This is a genomic window from Streptomyces collinus Tu 365 (assembly GCF_000444875.1).
In the GTDB taxonomy this organism is placed as follows: Bacteria; Actinomycetota; Actinomycetes; order Streptomycetales; family Streptomycetaceae; genus Streptomyces; species Streptomyces collinus_A.
In genome coordinates, this window is sequence record NC_021985.1 from 4647753 (window position 1) to 4669541 (window position 21789).

Here is a 21789-nt window from a genome sequence, read left to right on the forward strand (position 1 = left end):
GTGCGAGGGACAATCGAGGTATGGGCGTCCACCGGAACGCACGGTGCCGGGGGCCGTACGGCGGTGAGGGCGAGGACGCCGGCGGCACGGACTGCTCGGACCCGGCCGTCTTCGAGGTCGTGCGGCACGGCAGGCCCCCGCTGTGGGTGTGCCCGGTGCACCTGGGGCCCGCGCTGCTGTTGGCGCCCGGGGTGCTCTGGCCGCCGGTGATCCGCCTCATCCGGCACCCGTGACGCGGCCACCCCTGACGCATCTTTGACCTGGACATGGCTCACCCCTGGTTCCGGGCCCGTCCGGCCGGCGCCACGATCTACGCGTGTAGTCCCGCCGGGCCCTCCGCCCGGCCCTCTCGCACGCGTCCCCAGGAGCCATGTATGCCCGTCAGTCCCATGAACCGCCGGGAGTTCGTGAAGAAGTCGGCCGTCACCTCGGCGGCCGTGGCCGCCGCCGGCACCGTCTCGGCGGCGCCCGCCGAGGCGGCCGGCCGGCAGCCCGAGAAGGCGCCCCGCACCTGGTCGTTCTCCATCCTCGGCACCACCGACCTGCACAGTCACGTCTTCGACTGGGACTACTACAAGGACGCCGCCTACAGCGACAAGGCCGGCAACTCCGTGGGCGTGGCCCGGGTGGCGACCCTCGTCCGGCAGCAGCGCGAGGCCAAGGGAGAGGACCGGGTGCTGCTGGTCGACGCAGGCGACATCATCCAGGGCACCTCCCTGGCCTACTACTTCGCCCGCGTCGACCCCATCACCGGCACCGGCGGAAAGCGCGGCCCCCGGCACCCGATGGCCGTCGCCATGAACCACATGCGCTACGACGCCGCCGCGCTCGGCAACCACGAGTTCAACTACGGCATCGACGTCCTGCGCCGGTTCGAGAGCCAGTGCCACTTCCCGCTGCTCGGCGCCAACGCCCTCGACGCCAAGACCCTGCGCCCCGCCTTCCAGCCGTACACGGTGAAGCGCGTCCGGGTCCCCGGGGCGCCCGACATCAAGGTGGGCATCCTCGGCCTCACCAACCCGGGCATCGCCCTGTGGGACAAGGACAACGTCGGCGGCCGGATGGTCTTCCCGGGCCTGGTCGAGCAGGCGAGGAAGTACGTGCCGAGGCTGCGGGCGCTCGGCTGCGACGTCGTCTTCCTGACCGACCACTCCGGCCTGGACGGCTCCTCGTCCTACGGCGACGCGCTCCCGTACGTCGAGAACGCCTCGAACCTGGTGGCCGAGCAGGTGCCGGGCATCGACGCGATCCTGGTCGGCCACACCCACGTGGAAGTCCCGTCCTACACCGTCAAGAACGCGGAGACGGGCGAGGAGGTCCTGCTCTCCGAGCCGTACTGCTGGGGCTACCGGCTGAGCGTCTTCGACTTCGAGCTCGAACTGCACCACGGCCAGTGGAAGGTGACGGACAAGAAGGCCCAGACCCTCAACCCCAACGGCGTGGACGAGGACCCGGAGATCAGAGAGCTCCTGGAGGCCGACCACGAGCTGGTGGTGAAGTACGTGAACACGGCCGTCGGCACCTGCACCGCCGACCTCTCGGCGGCGGACTCCTGCTGGCGGGACGTGCCGATCATGGACTTCATCCACAAGGTGCAGGCCGACACGGTGAAGGCGGGCCTGTCCGCGGCCGACGCGGCCCTCCCGCTGATCTCGGTGGCGGCGCCCTTCAGCCGCACCGCGGACATCCCCCGGGGCAGCGTCACCATCAAGGACATCGCCGGCCTCTACATCTACGACAACACCCTCTACGGCAAGAAGCTCACCGGCGCCCAGCTCAGGGACTACCTGGAGTACGCGGCGAAGTACTACCACCAGGTCCCGGCGGGCACCGCGGTCGACACCGCCACCCTCACCAACGCCAACAGCTTCTGGGACTACATGTACGACACGGCGTCGGGCGTCTCGTACGACATCGACATCGCGCAGCCCGAGGGCTCGCGGATCAGGAACCTGACCTACGAGGGTGCCCCGGTCGCCGACGACCAGGTCTTCGTGGTGGCGGTCAACAACTACCGCGCGAACGGGGGTTCGGGGTACCCGCACATCGCCTCGGCGCAGGTCGCCTACAGCTCCACGAACGAGATCCGCCAGCTCATGATCGACTACGTGACCACGAAGAAGACGCTCGACCCGGCGGACTTCGCGGTCACCAACTGGAAGCTGACGCAGGCGGGAACGCCGGTGTTCTGAGGAAGCCGGCCCAGGCCCCCGGCGACACGGTGAGTCGGGGGCCTTCGGGGTTCTTGGAGTCCCGGATGTGGATGGTGGTGGGGGTGGGGGCGACTTCGAGGCACTGTCCGCCCCCGGCGTCGCTGTAACTCGCCTTGTGCCATCGCAGGGTGCCGGTCATGTTCGCTCTTCTCCCGCCAGCGTTCGGATGAGGCTCAACGAGTCGTCCGGGCTCAGAGCCTGTGTGCGGATCTTTGCATAACGGTGTGCGAGGGGGGCCACCGTCGGCGGATCGCTGACCAGGACGCTCTGGTCCTCCACTTCGAGGTAGACCACCTGGTGGTGGTCCTTCGTCACGACCAGCACCATGCTGCCGTGAGCCCCTGCATGGCCGCCTCTCAACGCCCTTTCCATCGGCATCACTTGAACGCTGACATTGTCCCTCTCGGCATCCTCGGCAAGCGAGCGCAATTGCTCGCGCAGGATCTCCCAGCTCCCGAACGGCCGCCTGAGTGCCGACTCGTCGAGAATCAGCTCGACCATGGCAGGCGGGTCCCTGTCGAACAGTGCCCTGCGAGCGATACGGGCCTCGACCAGCTCCTCCACCTTCGTCTCGGGAAGCCGAGGGAACCCGCCTCCGATCAGCGCCCGGGCGTAGGCCGGGGTCTGAAAGAGGCCGTCGACCACGAACGTCTGGTACGAGCAGAGCGTCACCGCCTCCGCCTCCATCAAGGCGAAGTTCTTGAACTGCGGCGGGTACTTGTCCAGCAGCATGAACTTCCGCGCCTTCTCGAAGACCCCGAGCCCGCCCCCGATCTGCTCCTCAAGAGCCACCAGCATCTTGTCGCTGGCCGGCTGCGCGCACGTCTCCATCGCGCTGATCGCGGAGCCCGTGTAGCCGATCCGCCTGCCCAACTCGTCCTGCGTCAGGCTCTGCTGCTCGCGCAGCGCCTTCGCCAGGGCGGCGACGAGATGCGCCGTACCGCCCGCCTCCACCTTGTTCTCCGCCCGCGCCATCGCGGTCACCCCCGGACTCAACCGAACTCAACCGGTCACCGACACTCCGCCCCGACTCCCGACCGTTGTGAAGGGTCGACGGAGAGTTGTGGAAGACCGTAGCGGCCTGCACGGACACTGGGCCCATGAACACGGAAAGTCACCTCGCTCCGGAATGGGTTCCCGCCACCGGCGTCCAACTGCGCAAGGCGGGGGTCCAATTCGACGCCGTGCGGCTCGACGGTGACCGGGGGCGGGAGGTCGCCGACCGGCTGGCGCGGATGACCGGGGGCGATCCGGGGCCGGTGGTGGAGTCGGGCAGCGGGCGGCGGTGCGTCTACTTCCTCGTGGCGGCGGGCAGCACGGGCCACCGCGGCTGGCCCCCGGAGGTGACCCGGCTGACGAGCGGCCCGTACCGCGTCTGCTTCATCCCGGTGCCCGCGCTTCAGGGGCGGACGTGGCCGCTCGCCTGGCGGTACCCGCCGACGGCCCCCGGCCGGTTCGTGCACACACTGCTGCTGCGCGCGGTGCTGGGGGAGCCGGATCACCGGCCGTGCGGCGAGGGCGTCAGCTGAACACGATCATGGAGCCCTGGGCCAGCGAGCGCGTCGCGGCCGCGTGCAGACCGAGCCACACGTGGCGCTCGCGGGCGAAGGGGCTCGGGTCGTACGGCGCCGGGACCGCCGGTTCCTCCAGCTCCGTCGGGGCGGTGGGCGGTTGCGGCGCCGCCGGCGGATTGGCCGGATCGATGCCGATCGACGGGGCCACGAACTCCAGCTCCCGCAGCAGGGCCTGCGAGGAGCCCAGCGGGCCGCCGCCGGCGAGCAGCTCCTCGTTGGACAGCGGGTGCGGGAAGTCCACCGGGACGTAGGCGCCCGCGTGGTCGTAGTGCCAGACCAGATGGGACTGCTGGGCCGTCGACTCGAACATCTCCAGCAGCTGCTCGTAGTCGCCGCCGAGTTCGTCCACCGGTGTCACCGGCAGCCCGCACACCTGGAGCAGGTACACCCGGCGCAGGAAGTGCAGCGCGTCGTAGTCGAAGCCGGCGACCGGGGCGACCTCGCCGGACAGGCCCGGCATGTACTGGTACACCGGCACCGGCGGGAGCCCGGCCGCGGCCAGTGCGTCGTTGTAGTGCGCGAGTTCCTCGGCGAACGGGTTGTCCGGGGTGTGGCACAACACGTCGACGAGCGGTACCAGCCACAGGTCACAGGCCAAAGAGGGCTCCTCGCATCGGCAGGCGCGCGGTCACGCGCGGCAGCGGGTGGTCAGGGAAGGGTAGTCGGTGGCGGCCGGGGTCAGCTCCCCCTGTGCAGGTCCCATACCCATACCCCACCGGTCCACTTGCCGTCGTGGCCGGTGAGCTCTTTCAGGACCGTGCGCAGGGCGCCGTCGTTCTGCTGCGGGGCCAGGACCAGGGCACCCGCCTTCCAGTAGGCGAAGTCCCGCCGGGCCTGGGCCCGCCAGTTCTTGCCGATGACGGGGACGAGCCCGGTGTAGCGCACGTCCCGGAGCATGCCCGCGGTGTAGCGCGGGGCGGCGCCGTAGATCCCGACGCGGTCCTCGCCGTAGGGGCCGTTGAAGTAGCCGCCGGGCAGCCTGAAGCCCAGGTGGGCGGCCGTCTGCCAGTGCAGGGCCTCGGCGGCGCCCGGGTCGGGCAGCGGCACCGGGACCAGTGACTCGCCGTCCCGCACGTACGACTTCCACTCCCCGTCCGTGACGAACGCGGGCACCGCGACCCGGTCGACGGACTTCAGCGGGGCCGGGACGAGCGGGAGCAGCGCGAAGGCCACCCCCAGCAGGGCGAGGTGCCGGCTGGACGGGGTCGTGGAGACCGCCGCACGGTCCAGGGCCAGCGCGAGGAGCATGCCCAGCGCCGGGGCGCAGATCATCGCCACCCGGCCCTCGATGACCGACTCGAACAGCGGCAGGTGGGCGAGCGGGGCCCAGGGGCCGGGCAGGACGCTGCCGGTGAGCGGGATCCGGATCCTCGGGCCGAGGGAGAGGACGGCCGCGGCCACCGCGGTGAACGCCAGCGCCCTGACCACGGCGCGGTCCCACAGCCGCACGGCGACGGCGAAGGCGACGGCGACCAGCGGCCAGCCGTAGAAGGCGTTCTGCTCGGTCGGGTTCAGCGCCAGCCGGCCGGCGGTCTGCGCGTCACCCGCGATCAGGGAGCGTTCGGCGAAGGCGAGCAGGGACAGCGGGCTGTTGCCCGCGTTGTCGCCGTGCGCGATGCCCGCGTAGCTCTGCGGCCCGGCGAACTGCCAGTACAGCGCGTACGCCACCAGCGGCAGGCAGACGGCCCCGGCGATCAGCAGGCCGGTCAGCAGCGGCCGCAGGGCCGCCCGCGCCACGTCGCGGCGCATGGCGCCGTAGGCGGCGGCGAACAGGAGCATGCCCATCGACGCGAGCAGCAGCGGCTCCTCGCCGAGGAAGATCTGGTAGGCGGCCATCAGGCCGAGCACGATCCCGTCCCGGACCACCCGGGCGCCGCCTGCCAGGCGCAGCGCGCGGTCGACGAGCAGCGGGACCATGAACAGGATGACGAAGTTGGGGTGCGCGTTGGCGTGGCTGACCATGGGCGGCGCGAAGGCCGCGAGGGACGCCCCGACGAACGCGGCCGTGCGGCGGCGCACCATCCGCTTCACGATCAGCCAGTACCAGGCGCCCGCGGTGGCGGCCAGGCCCAGCGTCATGCACACACTGAGCGCGACGGCCGGCCCGAACAGCAGCGTGACCGGCGTGAACGGCACCGACAGGCCCAGCATCACCGTGTTGGCCATCAGGTTCACGCCGTCCGGGAAGCCCTGGAGGTCGGTGAAGAGCGGGTTGCGCAGGTGGGCGACGTTGTCGGCGGTGACCGCGAAGAACCACTCCCACTGGTTCTGGTCCTGCATGGAGTCGGTCAGATAGCGGTGGGAGGGGTCGAAGAACCGGCCGGAGTACAGGGCCACCGACATCACCAGGAACAGCACGGCGGCGAAGACGTCGGCGGGGCGCAGGGCACGGGTCCGGATGCGGACCAGGTCGGCGAGGACCCGGAGGTAGTCCAGGGGGCCGACCTTGGAGCCGGGGCGGTGGCTCCAGCGGACCGGGACCTCGGCGACCGGCCAGCCGGCCCGGTGGAAGTGGTGCAGCACCTCCACGTCGATGCCCCAGCCGTCCAGGCGGGCGGCGCCGAAGGCCGCGCGGGCCCGGTCGCCCTCGAACAGCTTGAAGCCGCACTGCGTGTCCCGTATCCCGGGCACGGCCGTGCGGCGGATCAGGAAGTTCCCGGCGCGGCCCAGCAGTTCACGCACCCGGTGCTGCCGCTCGGCTATCTCGGCGCCGGGCACCGAGCGGGAGGCGATCGCCGCCGCGCTGCCCCCGCCGAGCGCCTCGTCCAGGCGCTCCAGTTCCTCGATGGGCGCGGAGAGGTCGGCGTCGGTGACCAGGACCCGGTGGCCGCTGGACGCGGCGACCCCGAGCCGCAGCGCGTGCCCCTTGCCGCGGTTGCCGGGGCTGGTGACGAGGCGTATCCGGGGGTGGTCGAGGGCGCCGACCTCGCGGGTGCCGTCGGTCGAGCCGTCGTCGGCGACGATCACCTCCCAGGTGTCCTCGTACGCGTCGAGGTAGCGGGTGATGGCCTCCAGGGTGGGGCCGAGGCGCCGCTCCTCGTTGTAGGCCGGGATGACGACGGAGAGCCCGACCTGGCCGGCAGCACCGTCGGCGGCCCGTTGGCGGGGTATGCGCACGCCGTGTTCCGCCGCGCCGCTCACTGGGCGGCCAGCCGTTCGACCAGGGCCAGGGCGTGCTCGTTGGCGGCGGCGACGATCGCGCGGGCGGTGTCGGCCTCGCGGCGGGCCAGGGCGTCGACCAGTTCGGTGTGCCCGGCCCACAGCCGGCCGCGCACGTCGGGCAGCCGGCGCAGGTGCTGCACCGCGCACACCCAGGACTGCACGCGCAGCCGGTGCAGGAAGTCGGCCAGGTAGGGGTTGCCGAACAGGCCGCTCAGCTCGCGCCAGAACCGCAGGTCGTAGCCGATCAGCACGGTCAGGTCGCCGGACGCGGAGGCGCGCTGCGCCTCCTCGCCGCGCCGGCGCACCGCCGCCAGGGCGGCCACCGTCCGCGGGTTCTCGGTGTCGGTGAAGGCCGGGTGCCCGGCGGTCAGGCACTGGAAGATGCCGTCGGTGACCAGGGAGCGGGCCTCGATCATGTTCCGGTAGTCGTCGAGCGAGTACTCGGGGACCCGGAAACCGCGGTGCTGGTCGGCCTCCAGGATGCCCTGCGCGGAGAGGTCGACCAGCGCCTCGCGGACCGGGGTCGCGGAGACGCCGTACTGGTCGGCGATCTCCTTGACGGTGAACGCCCGGCCGGGCGTGAGGCGGCCCGCCAGCACCTCGTCACGCAGCGCGTCCGCGATCTGCTGGCGCAGGGTGCTGCGCGTCACGGCGCCGCCGTTGCCGGGCATCGTCCGGACCTCTCCTCACACGTGCGGGTGACGTACTCGTCCTCACTTACGAGCACGTCACCTTACGCGTTCGGGTTGCGGGCGGGGCAGTTCGAGTTCGGCTACACGGTGTACGTGTCGGCCACGCTCAACGCCGCGTCCAGGGCCGCGAGTCCCTCCTTCAGTTCGGCCTCCGTGACGTTGCACGGCGGGACCACGTGGGTGCGGTTCATGTTCACGAAGGGCCACAGGCCGTGCTGCTTGGCGGCGGCCGCGAAGGCGGCCATGGGGGTGTTCGCCTCGCCGGCCGCGTTGTACGGCACCAGCGGCTCCCGGGTCTCCCGGTTCCGCACCAGCTCCAGCGCCCAGAACATGCCGGTGCCGCGCACCTCGCCCACGCTCGGGTGGCGCTCGGCCAGGGCGGCGAGGGCCGGGCCGAGGACCGACGAGCCGAGCCGCGCGGCGTTCTCGACGACGCCCTCCTCCGCCATCGCGGTGATCGTGGCGACGGCGGCGGCGCAGGCCAGCGGGTGCCCGGAGTAGGTGAGGCCGCCGGGGTAGGGCCGCTTGCCGAAGGTCTCCGCTATCCGCGCGGAGATGGCGACACCGCCGAGCGGCACGTATCCGGAGTTCACGCCCTTGGCGAAGGTCATCAGGTCCGGGACGACCCCGAACAGGTCGGCGGCGAACCACTCGCCGGTCCGGCCGAACCCGGCCATGACCTCGTCCAGGACGAAGACGATCCCGTACTTGTCGCAGAGCTCGCGCACGCCGGCCAGGTAGCCGGGCGGCGGCACCATGATCCCGGCGGTGCCGGGGATGGTCTCCAGGATGATCGCGGCGACCGTGCCCGGCCCCTCGAAGGCGATCGTCGTCTCCAGGTGCTCCAGCGCCCGCGCGGTCTCCTGCTCCTCGGTCTCCGCGTAGAAGCGGGAGCGGTAGAGGAAGGGCGCCCAGAAGTGGACGACGCCGGCGCTGCCGCTGTCGGAGGCCCAGCGGCGCGGGTCGCCGGTGAGGTTCACGGCCTGCTGGGTGCCGCCGTGGTACGAGCGATAGGCGGAGAGCACCTTGGGGCGGCCCGTGTGCAGCCGGGCCATGCGCACCGCGTGCTCGACGGCGTCGGCGCCGCCGTTGGTGAAGAAGATCTTGTCCAGGTCGCCGGGGGTCCGCTCGGCGATCAGCCGGGCCGCCTCCGAGCGGGCCTCGATCGCGAAGGCGGGCGCGAAGGTCGTCATCGTCGCGGCCTGCTCCTGGATGGCCGCGACGACCTTGGGGTGCTGGTAGCCGATGTTCGTGTAGACGAGCCCGCTGGTGAAGTCCAGGTACCGCTTGCCGTCGTAGTCCCAGAAGTACGACCCCTCGGCGCCTGCGACGGCGAGCGGGTCGATGAGGTCCTGGGCGGACCAGGAGTGGAAGACGTGCGCGCGGTCCGCGGCCTTCACTGCGGCGCCGGCGGAGGGGTTGGGCTGAGGGGTCATGCGGGCGAGGGTAAATGCCCCGGATACGGACGCGGCATGGGCGTCCTGTTCCCTGGGCGGGCCGTTTCCGCGACAGACTGTCGAAGTAGCGGGTCGGCGGTGGTGGGTACCGGTCGCCCGGTTGTCGCCGTTACGCAACCGTAGAGCCCGCTCCGCACGGCGCCCCGGGCCGCCGCACTATCCTCGGTCCGTTGCAGACCTATGGGGGGGAAGGCGGCGCGGGGATGGAGAAGCTGGGAGCGGGGGAGCCGCTGGGGGTCCCCCCGGGCGTTGGGCCCAGGGGGAGGATCGGGGCGTACCGGCTGCTGGCGCGGCTCGGCGCGGGCGGCATGGGGCAGGTCTACCTGGCCCGCTCCGACCGCGGCCGTACGGTCGCCGTGAAGCTGGTCCGCCAGGAGCTGGCCGAGCAGGAGGAGTTCCGGGCGCGCTTCCGGCAGGAGGTGCAGGCCGCGCGGCGGGTCGGCGGCTACTGGACCGCGCCCGTGCTCGACGCGGACACCGAGGCGGTGGTGCCCTGGGTGGCCACCGGGTACGTCGCCGGGCCCAGCCTGCAGCAGGTCGTCGGGCACGACCACGGGGCGCTGCCCGAGCGGTCGGTGCGGATCCTGGCGGCGGGCCTCGCGAACGCGCTGAAGGACATCCACGCGGCCGGGATCGTGCACCGGGACCTGAAGCCGTCCAACGTGCTGGTGACCATCGACGGGCCCCGGGTGATCGACTTCGGGATCGCGCGGGCGATGGAGACGCCGGCCGGGGACGGGCTGACCCGGACCGGCTCCCTGGTCGGGTCGCCGGGGTTCATGGCGCCCGAGCAGGTGCGCGGGGACCGGATCACGCCCGCGTGCGACGTCTTCTGCCTCGGCTCCGTGCTCGCCTACGCGGCCACCGGCGTCCTCCCCTTCGGGGGCAGCGACAGCGGGGTGCACGCGCTGATGTTCCGGATCGCCCAGGAGGAGCCGGACCTCGACGGGCTGCCGGAGGGCATCGCGGACCTGGTCCGCGACTGCCTGCGCAAGGACCCCGCGGCCCGGCCCTCCCTGGACCGGATCCTGGAGCTGACCGGAGCCGAGGACACCGTCGCCGGCGGCCGCTCCCGCGACCCCTGGCTGCCGGGCGCGCTGGTGGCCCAGCTCGGCCGGCACGCGGTGCGGCTGCTGGACGCGGAGGACCCGGAGAGCACCACGGCGCCGTCCGCCCAGGCCGGCGCGGGTGCCCCGGGCGACGGCCCGGCACCGGCCGGGGGGCCGGCCGCCCTCCCGGCGCCCCGGACCCCGGCGGCCGCGCCCGGCCCCGCCCCGGTGAGCCCGCCGGCCTGGATCCACGAGCACGCCCCCGCCCCCGACGACGTGGCGCCGCAGGCGGCCCACCCGCCCACCCTCGCCGCCGGCCGGACACCTCCCCCCGGCATGCCCGCCGCCCCGCCCGCCCACCCGGCCCCGAGCCCGTACGGCCACCCGCAGCAGCACGCCCAGCAGCACCCGCAGCCCGCCCCCGGCCCCTACGGCTACCCCCAGCAGCCGTACCCGCCCTACGGCGGCGGCCTCGGCTCCACCCCGCCCTACGGGCCGCCTCCCGTCGGCGGCTACCAGGAGCCGGAACGCAAGAACGGCCGCTCCACCGCGCTCCTCGTCGTGATCGCGCTGGTCGTGGCGCTGGGCGCGGGCGGCTCCGTGTTCGCGCTGATGAAGCACGGCGGCGAGGACACGGCCGGCGGCACGGTCGACGCCGCCCCGACCGGCACCCCGAGCGCACCGCGCGAGACGCCCCCGACGCCCACGCCGACGACCTCGGCGCCGTCCTCCTCCGCGTCCGCCGACGGGGCCGTCCCGGACGCCTTCCTCGGCACCTGGCAGACCACGATCGACAACGCCAACGGCTCCAACAGCCGTCGGCTCACCATCGCGCAGGGCAAGGTCGGCGACACCGTGCTCACCCTCGTCGCCGACGGCCCCACCGACGGCGGCGGCAGCTACCACTGCGTCTTCGAGGCCGAACTGGCCGCACAGCCCGGGGCGGACGGCCCGCTGGAGATCGGCCCGTCCACCGTGACCTCGGGCGAGCCGCGCTCGTCCTGCTCCCCGGGCGAGGCCAGCGAGGTCACCCTCCAGTCCGACGGCCGCCTGAAGCGGGCGAAGAAGGGCGGCGGGGAGAGCCTGACGTACACCAGGCAGTGACCCGGGCCGGGCTCCCGCGCACGCGGGGCGGCACGGCCTAGCGGGGCTCCGGCGGGCGCTGGCGGGGCATGTTCGGACGGGTGCCGTTCACGGGCGGCAGCGGGAACCGGCCTGCCGGCGCACCGGTCTCCGCCCGCGCCCCGGCGGCCACCGCCGCCTGGATGCCCAGCGGCGCCGGGCCCGTGCGGAACTCCACCATCCAGTCGGCCGTCTCCGTGCGCACCAGCTCCGTCACGTCCTCCGAGAACCGGCGCAGCACCGCGAGGCACCGCTCGGCCGCCTCGCCGGCCGTGCCCTCCGCCGGGCCCAGCACCTCCCGCACGCTCTCCGACGCCCAGTCGAACTGGAGCACCTGGAGCCGCCGCTGCACGGCCTGTGCGGTGGCCACGTCCCTCATCCACCCCGAGGTGACCCCGAAGAACCGGTCGACGCCGACGCAGGCCACCGCCAGCATCAGCGCCAGATAGCCCCACGGCGCCACCCCGCCGACCACGCCGGTCAGGTCCAGCAGCGGCAGCGCCGTCCCGCAGACCGCGCCCGCGGCCGCACCGGCGCGCAGCGCCCGCGCCCCGCGCCGCTTCCACACCCGGTCCGCGAGGTACCAGGCCGCCGTCCGCAGCGCCCCGAGCTCCACCCACCGGTACAGCTCGTCGAGCCGTTCGGCGGGCTCCCCCCAGTCCCCGAGCGGGAGCACCCGCCCGGTCAGGTCGCCCGGCCGCAGCCCGGCCGCGCCCCCGCCCCAGCCGTCCTGTGGCGGACCCTCGGGCTGCATCTCCGGCTGACCCACCCGGCTCTCCCTACTGAACACGACACCGAACACGGCACCGAACACGACACTGACCACGGCACTGAAGACGACCGGTCACATTGCGTGACATTGCATGCCGACGCGGGGCACCTTTCCTACCGCCCAATGGGTGGCCCGGACGTGGCTTTCCCGACTTTTCCGCCCGTAAGAGCGCCTTGATCAGGTATAGGGCCCCGTTCTTTCTCACTCGAAAGAGTGGCGGGGCGATGGCGGCGGGGACCACGTAGGCTCGTGCACAGCGGAGAAACAACGGAGCAGTCGAGGAACCAGGAGCTGATCGTGATCCCCGGTGGTGGCCAGCCCAACATGCAGCAGTTGCTCCAGCAGGCCCAGAAGATGCAGCAGGACCTGCAGCGGGCGCAGGAGGAACTTGCGAACACGGAGGTCGACGGCCAGTCGGGCGGCGGCCTGGTCCGGGCCACCGTGACCGGCTCCGGCGAGCTGCGCGGCCTGAAGATCGACCCGAAGGCGGTGGACCCGGAGGACACCGAGACCCTCGCCGACCTGATCGTGGCGGCCGTGCAGGCGGCCAACGAGAACGCGCAGACCCTCCAGCAGCAGAAGCTCGGCCCGCTGGCCCAGGGCCTGGGCGGCGGCAGCGGCATCCCCGGCCTGCCGTTCTGACGTTCGCCGGCTCGTGACACCCGCACCGCCTTCCGGGGACGGGCGGGGGCCGACTACCGTACGTACCGCAAGGTCTCCAGGAAAGGCAGTCCGTTGTACGAAGGCGTGGTCCAGGACCTCATCGACGAGCTGGGGCGGCTGCCCGGCGTCGGTCCCAAGAGCGCGCAGCGGATCGCCTTCCACGTCCTGCAGGCGGAGCCGGCCGACGTGAAGCGGCTCGCCCAGGCGCTCCTGGAGGTCAAGGCGAGGGTCCGCTTCTGCGCGACCTGCGGCAACGTGGCGCAGGAAGAGCTGTGCAACATCTGCCGCGACAGCCGCCGCGACCCCTCGGTGATCTGCGTGGTCGAGGAGCCGAAGGACGTCGTCGCGATCGAGCGGACCCGGGAGTTCCGGGGCCGCTACCACGTCCTGGGCGGCGCGATCAGCCCGATCGAGGGCGTGGGGCCGGACGACCTGCGCATCAGGGAGCTCCTGGCCCGGCTGGCGGACGGCGCGGTCACCGAGCTGATCCTCGCCACCGACCCCAATCTCGAAGGCGAGGCGACGGCCACGTACCTCGCCCGCATGATCAAACCCATGGGCCTGAAGGTCACCCGCCTGGCCAGCGGCCTCCCGGTGGGCGGCGACCTGGAGTACGCGGACGAGGTCACCCTCGGCCGCGCCTTCGAGGGGAGACGACTCCTAGATGTCTGACGCCACGCTGCACGACTCGACCCGTAACCCGGACGACTTCTCGGTCCAGATCGCGGACCAGGTCGAGAGCTTCCTGGTGGCCGTCACCGAGGTGGCCAAGGGCGACGAGCCCGGCTCGGCCGTCCCCTTCCTGCTGCTGGAGGTCTCCCAGCTGCTGCTGGCCGGCGGCCGGCTGGGCGCGCACGAGGACATGGTCCCCGACGAGCGCTACGAGCCCGACCCGGGACCCGAGGCGGACGTCGACCAGCTGCGCGAGAACCTGGCCCGCCTGCTGGAGCCGGTCGACGTGTACTCCGAGGTCTTCGACCCGTACGCGCCGCGCACGGCCCCCGTCCCGGCCCGGATCTCCGACGACCTCGCCGACGTCATCACCGACCTGCGCCACGGCATGGTCCACTACCGCGCGGGCCGCACCAGTGAGGCCCTGTGGTGGTGGCAGTTCTCCTACTTCTCCAACTGGGGCCCCACCGCCTCCGCCGTCCTGCGCGCCCTGCAGTCGGTCCTCATCCACGTCCGCCTCAACCAGCCGCTGGAAGAGCTCGACGGCCTCGACACCGACCAGGCGATGGGTGACGAGACCCTGGAGTTCGAGGCGGGCCAGGTCATGGCGGAGGAGATCGGCGGCCCGCTCGGGATGCGGCAGGGGAACTAGCGTTCCGCGGCTGTGACCCGGCGCACTTTCCGCGTGGGGTGCCGCGTGCTGGGCAGGTTCCGGTTCGAGCGTCCGGCGTCTCACCATGCGGGAGCAGGACGGTGGATTTCGGACGCTCGGTAAACTGAGCCGACACAAACGAACCGAGCGAGGAGCGCACGTGGGCCTTGTCGTGCAGAAGTACGGAGGCTCCTCCGTAGCCGATGCCGAGGGCATCAAGCGCGTCGCCAAGCGGATCGTGGAAGCCAAGAAGAACGGCAACCAGGTGGTTGTCGTGGTCTCCGCGATGGGCGACACGACGGACGAGCTGATCGATCTCGCCGAGCAGGTGTCTCCGATGCCTGCGGGCCGGGAGTTCGACATGCTGCTGACCGCCGGAGAGCGCATCTCCATGGCGCTGCTGGCCATGGCGATCAAAAACCTGGGCCACGAGGCCCAGTCGTTCACCGGCAGCCAGGCAGGCGTCATCACCGACTCGGTCCACAACAAAGCCCGGATCATCGACGTCACGCCGGGCCGGATCCGGGAGTCGCTCGACCGGGGCAACATCGCCATCGTCGCCGGCTTCCAGGGCGTCAGCCAGGACAAGAAGGACATCACCACGCTGGGGCGCGGCGGGTCCGACACCACGGCCGTGGCGCTCGCCGCCGCGCTCGACGCCGAGGTCTGCGAGATCTACACCGACGTCGACGGCGTGTTCACCGCCGACCCGCGTGTGGTGAAGAAGGCGAAGAAGATCGACTGGATCTCCTTCGAGGACATGCTGGAGCTCGCGGCCTCCGGCTCCAAGGTGCTGCTCCACCGCTGTGTGGAGTACGCCCGCCGCTACAACATCCCGATCCACGTCCGGTCCAGCTTCAGCGGACTTCAGGGCACGTGGGTCAGCAGTGAGCCGATTGGGGACCAGAAGGTGGAGCAGGCCATCATCTCCGGTGTCGCGCACGACACCTCCGAGGCCAAGATCACGGTCGTCGGCGTGCCGGACAAGCCGGGTGAGGCCGCCGCGATCTTCCGCGCCATCGCCGACGCCGAGATCAACATCGACATGGTCGTGCAGAACGTGTCCGCCGCCTCCACGGGCCTGACGGACATCTCCTTCACGCTGCCCAAGACCGAGGGCCGCAAGGCCATCGACGCCCTGGAGAAGAGCCGCTCCGGCATCGGCTTCGACTCGCTGCGCTACGACGACCAGATCGGCAAGATCTCGCTGGTCGGCGCGGGCATGAAGACCAACCCGGGCGTCACCGCGTCCTTCTTCGAGGCGCTGAGCGACGCCGGCGTGAACATCGAGCTGATCTCCACCTCCGAGATCCGCATCTCCGTCGTCACCCGCGCCGACGACGTGCCGGGTGCCGTGCGCGCCGTGCACACCGCCTTCGGACTCGACTCCGACTCCGACGAGGCCGTCGTCTACGGAGGCACGGGCCGGTAATGGCGCCGACCGGGAAGCCGACGCTCGCGGTCGTGGGTGCGACCGGGGCGGTCGGCGCGGTCATGCTCCAGATCCTGTCCCAGCGCGCGGACGTCTGGGGCGAGATCCGGTTGATCGCCTCCCCGCGTTCGGCCGGCCGCAAGCTGGCCGTGCGCGGGCAGGAGGTCGAGGTCGTGGCCCTGACGGAGGACGCCTTCGCCGGGGTCGACGTCGCCATGTTCGACGTGCCCGACGAGGTCGCCGCCGAGTGGGCGCCGGTCGCCGCCGCCCGCGGCGCCGTCGTGGTCGACAACTCGGGCGCCTTCCGGATGGACCCGGAGGTGCCGCTGGTCGTGCCCGAGGTCAATCCGCACGCGCTGCGCAACCGGCCGCGCGGCATCGTCGCCAACCCCAACTGCACCACCCTGTCGATGATCGTCGCCCTGGGCGCGCTCAACGCCGAGTTCGGGCTGCGCGAGCTGGTGGTGTCGTCGTACCAGGCGGTCAGCGGCGCGGGCCGGGCCGGCGTCGAGACGCTGCGGGCCCAGCTCTCCCTGGTCGCCGGGACCGAACTGGGCACCAAGCCGGGTGACGTACGGCGGGCGGTCGGGGACGACACCGGGCCCTTCCCGGAGCCGGTCGCGCTGAACGTCGTCCCGTGGGCCGGCTCGCTCCGGGCGGACGGCTGGTCGTCGGAGGAGATGAAGGTGCGGGACGAGTCCCGCAAGATCCTCGGCCTGCCCGCCCTGCCGGTCGCCGTGACCTGTGTCCGGGTGCCGGTGGTCACCACGCACTCCCTCACCGTCCACGCCCGCTTCCAGGGCGAGGTCACCGTCGACGGGGCCCGCGAGATCCTCGCCACCGCCCCCGGCGTGGTCCTCTACGACGACCCGGGCGCCGGCGAGTTCCCCACCCCGGCGGACGTCGTGGGCACCGATCCGACCTGGGTCGGCCGGGTGCGGCGGGCGCTGGACGACCCGACCGCGCTCGAGCTCTTCGTGTGCGGCGACAACCTCCGCAAGGGCGCGGCGCTCAACACCGCGCAGATCGCCGAACTGGTGGCGGCGGAGATCACTGGTCACGGGGGTCCCGCCCGTCACTGAATATTTGTAGGATTCAAGTAAGAGTGCGCCCGGGGCGTGGTCCAAACCACTTGTCCCCGGACCGCTCGGCGGCACAGGATTTCCTCCCCGCCCCCCCGCAACCGCGCGGGGGGCGGGGAGCGTCTTTGCGGTCACCTTTGCGGTGCCGTGGGGCGCGTGGCACGCGGGGCGTGCGGGTCGTGGCGTGGGGACGCCGTGACCGGGCGTGGGGACGCCTGTTCAACGGGACAAGGGAAGAGCGGGGCGCATGACGGCACTTGAGGCACCGTCGGTTGTCGCACATGTGACGTCCGGCACGTACAACCCTCGCGGGGGTAGGCGTGTCCAACAGGCGTGGCAGAGGTACTCGAACTCACTGCGGCCCGCGGCACGGCACTGCGGCCCCCTCGCGCGGCGCTCCGGCCGCGTGTCCCCGGCGGCATGCCGGTGATCGCGCCCATGCCCGCAGCGCGGCCCACCCGCATACCCAGTCAGCGTGACGGTTCCGACGACGTCGTGGCGACCGCGGACGGCGCGATCGCCGGCACGACCGTCGACCACCTCACGGAGACCTACCGGGCGCACTACCGGTCGCTGCTCGGCCTCGCCGCACTCCTCCTCGACGACACCGCCTCCTGCGAGGACGTCGTCCAGGAGGCGTTCATCCGCGTCCACTCGGCCCGCAAGCGCGTCCGCGACCCCGAGAAGACGCTCGCCTACCTCCGGCAGACGGTCGTCAACCTCTCCCGCTCCGCCCTGCGCCGCCGCATCCTCGGCCTCAAGCTGCTGTCCAAGCCCATGCCGGACATGGCGAGCGCGGAGGAGGGCGCCTACGACCAGCTGGAGCGCCGGGACCTCATCAAGGCGATGAAGAACCTGCAGCGCCGCCAGCGCGAGGTCCTCGTCCTGCGCTACTTCGCCGACATGACCGAGGCCCAGGTCGCCGAGACGCTCGGCATCTCGCTCGGCTCGGTCAAGGCGTACGGCTCGCGGGGCATCGCCGCGCTCCGGGTCGCCATGGAGAAGACGACATGACGAAGCGAACCGGCGGGGGCGATCCCGGCGAGCGCCGTCCCCAGGAGCGCCACGGGCCGGACCCCGGCCACGAGCCGGAGCAAGGCCACGAGCCGGAGCACGGCCACGAACCGAAGCACGAGCAAGAGCACACGCAATCGCACGCTGGGAACGGAACTGTGAACCACGGCCCCGACGAAAAGGGCCCCGAGAGGCCCGGCCCGGGCCCCGACGGACTCGCCCCGGACGAGCCGGCCTCCGACGAGCTGGACCTGCGCCGGATGCTCCAGTCCGCGGTCGACGACATCGAACCGCGCACCGGCACCCTCGACCACCTGCGCCGCGCCGTGCCCGCACGACGGGCCCGCAAGCGCCAGGCCGCCGTCGGCATGGCGGCCGCCGCGCTCTTCATCGGCACCGCGGTCCCCGCCCTGATCCACGTCTCCGACTCGGGCGGCACCGACACCAACACCGCCATGGCCGGGCAGAGCTCCGAGGCCCAGGGCGGCGCCACCCAGGGCAAGGACCCGGACGGCGGCTCCGCCGGCGCCGGCGGCACGCCCGGGAAGACCGCCGGTCCGGGCCGCAGCAGCGGCAAGCCCGGCAAGCAGGGCAGCACCGGTGACAACGGCACCGGCTCCACCAGCGGCGCCAACCCCTCCGCCAGCGCGGCCGCGGACGCCCCGCCGTGCACGGCGGCCCAGCTCGGCTCGGCCGGCCAGAGCGTCGGCGCGCCGGACTCCGCCGGCGTCGTCTACGGCACCTTCCGCCTCACCAACACCTCCGCCACCGCCTGCACCGTCGGCGGACCGGGCACGGTCGGCGTCACCGCACAGGGCGCCGCCGACCCGGCCAGGATCGGCAGCGCCCGGCACGTGTCCGGGGACCCGGCCGCCGGTCTGCCCGACCCGTCCGTCGAGGTGGCCACGCTGGTGCTGCAGCCGGGCTCGGCCTACGAGGAGAAGTTCGCCTTCGTGCCCGCCGAGACCTGCCCCACCACCGGTGGCACCACCGACGGCGGCTCGGACACCGGCGGCCCCTCGCCCGACCCCAGCCCCACCCCGGACGCCGGTGCGGCCGGCTCCGGCGGGGGCACCGACACCACCGGCACGACCGGTGTCACCACCCAGCTCGTCACCGAGGACGGCGGCCCGGCCGACGGCAGCGTCCTCGTCACCCACACCGCACAGGCGGGCACCACGGTGTCCGCGACGGTCGGCGACGCGTGCGCGGGGACGGTCTACTACACCGGGGTGCTCCCCGGGGCGTAGACCCGGGCGGACGGCCGCGCACCGGGCGACCGCGGCGGGGACGCCGCCGGTTGTCGAGCGCGGCCGTCACGGGTGCCGTCGGTCGCGGGCTGCGGCCGGGGCGGGGCGGAGCTCGTCGTCCTCGGACGGTGGCTGAAGCGGGGCCGTCGGCGCCGGACCGTGGTCGTGACGAGGGCGGCGCCGGCTCTCAGACCGTGGTCGGGGCGGAGGCGTCGTCCTGCTCGGGCTCCTGGTGCGGCTCCGGCACCAGGCCGAGCGCCGCGTCCCGCTGGAACTCCACCTCGCGGCGCAGCAGCCGGAACCACATGAACACCACGAAGCCCGCGAAGACGAACCACTCACCGGTGTAGCCGAGGTTCTGGAACGCCTTCAGGTCCAGGCCGGTGCCGTCCGGCGCGGTCGCGGGCACGGCCTTCATCCCGGTGTCGGCCCGGTCGAGGGTGACCCAGGCGTCGTACAGCCGGTACGGCACCAGGTTCACCAGCGAGGCCGAGCTGATCACCCCGGTCTGCCCGGCGGGCAGACCGCCCTGGGCCGGGACCCCGTTGTCCCCCGGCGTCTCGGACGCCTGGAGCGCGCCGGTGACCGTGACCTCGCCGGCCGGCGGCGCGGGCGCCTTCGCCGGGTCCGCCTCGCCGGGCAGCCAGCCCCGCACCACGGGCAGCGCACGGCCCGAGTCGGTGCGCAGCAGTGTCAGCACGTAGAAGCCGGCCCTGCCGTCCAGCTCCCGGCCCGGCACGAGGAGCTGCCGGCCGTACCGGCCGCTCGCCGTGACCCGCCGCCCGGAGGTGCTCTTGTCCACGGGCAGCATCCGGGCCAGCGGCCGGGCCTGCTCCCGCCCGTCGGAGGCGGCCTGCGCGGTCGAGGCGCGGTGTTCCTGCACCCGCCCCTCGAACCGGCTCAGCTGCCAGGACCCCATGAAGACGCAGAACGGGATGGCGAGCAGCACGAAGACGTTGATGCCCCACCAGCGGGGTGTCAGCAGAAACCGGTACACGCCCTCAACGGTACGGCGCCCCCGGCGGTGGCTCGGCCCGGGGTCGGTCCTCGGCGGGGCGGGTTCCCGGTGGTCCCCGGGGCCGGGACAGGAAGTTATCCACAGGCTGGGTGCAGGTGGCAGCGGATTGTCGGCGGGGCCAGGCAGTATGGGCGCATGACTGGGGCCAAGAGTGAGAGCAGGACGCCGGACACACCGGACATGCCGGACTGGGAGAAGCGCTTCCGGGCGCCGCGGGTCTCGCTGCCCGACTGGGCGGAGGACGCGCCGGACCGCTCCCTGTTCGTGTCGAACGCGACGGGCACGTACGAGCTGTACGCCTGGGACCGGGCGACGGGCGGGCAGCGCCGCGCGACCGACCGGCCGAACGGCACGACGGACGGCGTGCTCTCCCCGGACGGCGAGTGGATCTGGTGGTTCGACGACAAGGACGGTGACGAGTTCGGCGTCTGGCGCCGGCAGCCCTTCGGCGGCGGCCCGGACGAGACGGCCGTGCCCGGCCTCGAACCCTCCTACCCGGCGGGCCTGGCCCTCGCCCGCGACGGCCGGACCGCGGTCGTCGGCCGCTCCACCGACGACGAGGGCACCACGATCCACCTGGCCCGCGAAGGCGCCGACCCGGTCGTGATCTACCGGCACCGCGAGTCGGCGGGCGTCGGCGACCTCTCGCACGACGGCTCCCTGATCGCCGTCGAGCACACCGAGCACGGCGACGCCATGCACGCGGCCCTGCGCGTGCTGCGCCCGGACGGCACGACGGTCGCCGAGCTGGACGACACCAAGGACGGCACCGAGGAACTGGGCCTCGAGGTCCTGGGCTTCGCCCCGGTGGACGGCGACACCCGCCTGCTCATCGGCCACCAGCGCCGGGGCCGCTGGGAGCCGCTGGTGTGGGACGTGGCGAGCGGCGAGCAGACCGACCTCGTCCTCGACCTGCCCGGCGACGTCAGCGCGGAGTGGTACCCGGACGGCAGCGGCCTGCTCGTCGCCCACAGCCACGAGGCCCGCAGTGAACTGTTCCGGTACGACCTGGCCGGGCGCGTCCTGACCCGCATCCCCACCCCGACCGGCACGGTCTCCGGGGCCACCGCCCGCCCCGACGGCAGCGTCGAGTACCTGTGGTCGTCGGCCGCCGAGCCGCCCGTGGTCCGCTCCACCGCCGGCGGGGTCGTGCTGGACCCGCCCGGCCTGAAGTGCCCGCCCTCGGTGGCGGTCGAGGACGCCTGGGTGGAGGGCCCCGGCGGCCGCGTCCACGCCCTCGTGCAGAGGCCCGCCGGGGCCACCGGCCCGCTGCCCACCGTCTTCGACCTGCACGGCGGACCCACCTGGCACGACAGCGACTCCTTCGCCGCGGGCCCGGCCGCCTGGGTCGACCAGGGGTACGCGGTGATCCGCATCAACTACCGCGGCTCCACCGGTTACGGCCGGGCCTGGACCGACGCCCTCAAGCACCGGGTGGGCCTGATCGAGCTGGAGGACGTGGCCGCGGTCCGCGACTGGGCCGTCTCCTCCGGTCTCGCCGACCCCACCCGGCTGGTCCTCACCGGCGGCTCCTGGGGCGGCTACCTCACCCTCCTCGGCATCGGCACCCAGCCGGAGGCGTGGGCGGTGGGCATCGCGGTCGTGCCGGTCGCGGACTACGTCACCGCGTACCACGACGAGATGGAGGCCCTGAAGGCCATGGACCGCACCCTGCTGGGCGGTACCCCGGAGGAGGTCCCCGAGCGCTTCGAGGCGTCCTCCCCGCTCACCTACGTCGACCAGGTGAAGGCCCCGGTGTACATCTCGGCGGGCGTCAACGACCCCCGCTGCCCGATCCGCCAGATCGACAACTACGTCAAGCGCCTGGAGGCCCGCGGCGCGACTCACGAGGTCTACCGCTACGACGCGGGCCACGGCTCCCTGGTGGTCGACGAACGCATCAAGCAGGTCCGCCTGGAAATGGAGTTCGCGCACCGGCACCTGACCGGTCTGGGCGAGTAGGGC

At 72.8% G+C, this 21789-nt stretch carries 20 protein-coding genes; 12 read left to right on the forward strand and 8 right to left on the reverse strand.

Annotation, left to right across the window (positions count from 1 at the left end; all coding sequences use genetic code 11):
• Window positions 1-20 precede the first annotated feature (20 nt).
• Both B446_RS20185 and B446_RS20190 read left to right on the forward strand, forming a co-directional pair.
• Window positions 21-233, forward strand: a complete 213-nt coding sequence (locus tag B446_RS20185) for a hypothetical protein (RefSeq protein WP_020941293.1) — start codon at window positions 21-23, stop codon at window positions 231-233.
• 141 nt (window positions 234-374) lie between these two features.
• Entirely contained in the window at window positions 375-2192 is a 1818-nt protein-coding gene (locus B446_RS20190; RefSeq protein ID WP_043476077.1) for a bifunctional metallophosphatase/5'-nucleotidase, read from the forward strand.
• Here the strand turns inward: B446_RS20190 and B446_RS37220 are convergent.
• A complete protein-coding gene (locus B446_RS37220; protein ID WP_020941295.1) occupies window positions 2149-2352 on the reverse strand; it encodes a DUF397 domain-containing protein in 204 nt (67 codons plus the stop codon). The two genes, B446_RS20190 and B446_RS37220, sit on opposite strands and share 44 nt — an antisense overlap.
• Complete coding sequence (locus tag B446_RS20195; protein WP_020941296.1) at window positions 2349-3197, reverse strand: helix-turn-helix domain-containing protein; 849 nt, start codon at window positions 3195-3197, stop codon at window positions 2349-2351. Before B446_RS20195 ends, B446_RS37220 begins: the two co-directional genes overlap by 4 nt.
• Before the next feature lie 116 nt (window positions 3198-3313).
• Here B446_RS20195 and B446_RS20200 point away from each other — a divergent pair, with 116 nt between their 5' ends.
• Entirely contained in the window at window positions 3314-3742 is a 429-nt protein-coding gene (locus B446_RS20200) for a hypothetical protein (RefSeq protein WP_020941297.1), read from the forward strand.
• On the opposite strand, the gene B446_RS20205 is transcribed toward B446_RS20200, so the two are convergent.
• From B446_RS20205 to B446_RS20220, 4 genes are all read right to left on the reverse strand, one after another.
• Window positions 3735-4385 carry a hypothetical protein gene (locus B446_RS20205; protein WP_020941298.1) on the reverse strand — a complete coding sequence of 217 codons (651 nt, stop codon included), beginning with the start codon at window positions 4383-4385 and terminating at the stop codon, window positions 3735-3737. The genes B446_RS20200 and B446_RS20205 overlap by 8 nt on opposite strands.
• Window positions 4386-4465: 80 nt before the next feature.
• Window positions 4466-6904, reverse strand: a complete 2439-nt coding sequence (locus tag B446_RS20210; RefSeq protein ID WP_234967525.1) for a glycosyltransferase — start codon at window positions 6902-6904, stop codon at window positions 4466-4468.
• Window positions 6905-6924: 20 nt separating this feature from the next.
• Window positions 6925-7620, reverse strand: coding sequence for a GntR family transcriptional regulator (locus B446_RS20215; protein ID WP_020941300.1), 696 nt, complete (start codon window positions 7618-7620; stop codon window positions 6925-6927).
• 101 nt (window positions 7621-7721) lie between these two features.
• Window positions 7722-9077: an aspartate aminotransferase family protein gene (locus B446_RS20220; RefSeq protein ID WP_043476080.1), complete on the reverse strand. Its 1356-nt coding sequence runs from the start codon at window positions 9075-9077 to the stop codon at window positions 7722-7724.
• A 224-nt stretch (window positions 9078-9301) separates the two neighbouring features.
• On the opposite strand from B446_RS20220, the gene B446_RS20225 reads away from it, so the two are divergent.
• Complete coding sequence (locus B446_RS20225; protein WP_020941302.1) at window positions 9302-11251, forward strand: serine/threonine-protein kinase; 1950 nt, start codon at window positions 9302-9304, stop codon at window positions 11249-11251.
• 37 nt (window positions 11252-11288) lie between these two features.
• Here the strand turns inward: B446_RS20225 and B446_RS20230 are convergent, their stop codons facing one another.
• Complete coding sequence (locus B446_RS20230) at window positions 11289-12038, reverse strand: SLATT domain-containing protein (protein ID WP_043478718.1); 750 nt, start codon at window positions 12036-12038, stop codon at window positions 11289-11291.
• Window positions 12039-12338: 300 nt separating this feature from the next.
• Between B446_RS20230 and B446_RS20235 the strand changes: the two genes are divergently transcribed.
• The 7 genes from B446_RS20235 to B446_RS20265 all read left to right on the forward strand — a co-directional run bounded on the left by B446_RS20235 (window position 12339) and on the right by B446_RS20265 (window position 18806).
• Complete coding sequence (locus B446_RS20235; RefSeq protein WP_020941304.1) at window positions 12339-12683, forward strand: YbaB/EbfC family nucleoid-associated protein; 345 nt, start codon at window positions 12339-12341, stop codon at window positions 12681-12683.
• A 93-nt stretch (window positions 12684-12776) separates the two neighbouring features.
• Entirely contained in the window at window positions 12777-13376 is a 600-nt protein-coding gene (gene recR, locus B446_RS20240) for a recombination mediator RecR (RefSeq protein WP_020941305.1), read from the forward strand.
• Complete coding sequence (locus B446_RS20245) at window positions 13369-14028, forward strand: DUF5063 domain-containing protein (protein ID WP_020941306.1); 660 nt, start codon at window positions 13369-13371, stop codon at window positions 14026-14028. The genes recR and B446_RS20245 overlap by 8 nt, the downstream gene beginning before the upstream one ends.
• 160 nt (window positions 14029-14188) lie before the next feature.
• Window positions 14189-15460: an aspartate kinase gene (locus B446_RS20250; RefSeq protein ID WP_020941307.1), complete on the forward strand. Its 1272-nt coding sequence runs from the start codon at window positions 14189-14191 to the stop codon at window positions 15458-15460.
• Window positions 15460-16542, forward strand: a complete 1083-nt coding sequence (locus tag B446_RS20255) for an aspartate-semialdehyde dehydrogenase (RefSeq protein ID WP_020941308.1) — start codon at window positions 15460-15462, stop codon at window positions 16540-16542. The genes B446_RS20250 and B446_RS20255 overlap by 1 nt, the downstream gene beginning before the upstream one ends.
• 333 nt (window positions 16543-16875) lie before the next feature.
• Window positions 16876-17556: a SigE family RNA polymerase sigma factor gene (locus B446_RS20260; protein ID WP_078614758.1), complete on the forward strand. Its 681-nt coding sequence runs from the start codon at window positions 16876-16878 to the stop codon at window positions 17554-17556.
• Window positions 17553-18806: a hypothetical protein gene (locus B446_RS20265; protein ID WP_237751125.1), complete on the forward strand. Its 1254-nt coding sequence runs from the start codon at window positions 17553-17555 to the stop codon at window positions 18804-18806. The genes B446_RS20260 and B446_RS20265 overlap by 4 nt, the downstream gene beginning before the upstream one ends.
• A gap of 187 nt (window positions 18807-18993) precedes the next feature.
• On the opposite strand, the gene B446_RS20270 is transcribed toward B446_RS20265, so the two are convergent.
• The gene (locus B446_RS20270) at window positions 18994-19803 is read right to left on the reverse strand and encodes an SURF1 family protein (RefSeq protein ID WP_020941311.1); all 810 of its coding nucleotides are present in this window, start codon (window positions 19801-19803) and stop codon (window positions 18994-18996) included.
• A gap of 156 nt (window positions 19804-19959) precedes the next feature.
• Between B446_RS20270 and B446_RS20275 the strand changes: the two genes are divergently transcribed.
• Complete coding sequence (locus tag B446_RS20275; RefSeq protein WP_043476086.1) at window positions 19960-21786, forward strand: prolyl oligopeptidase family serine peptidase; 1827 nt, start codon at window positions 19960-19962, stop codon at window positions 21784-21786.
• The last annotated feature ends 3 nt before the right edge of the window (window positions 21787-21789 follow it).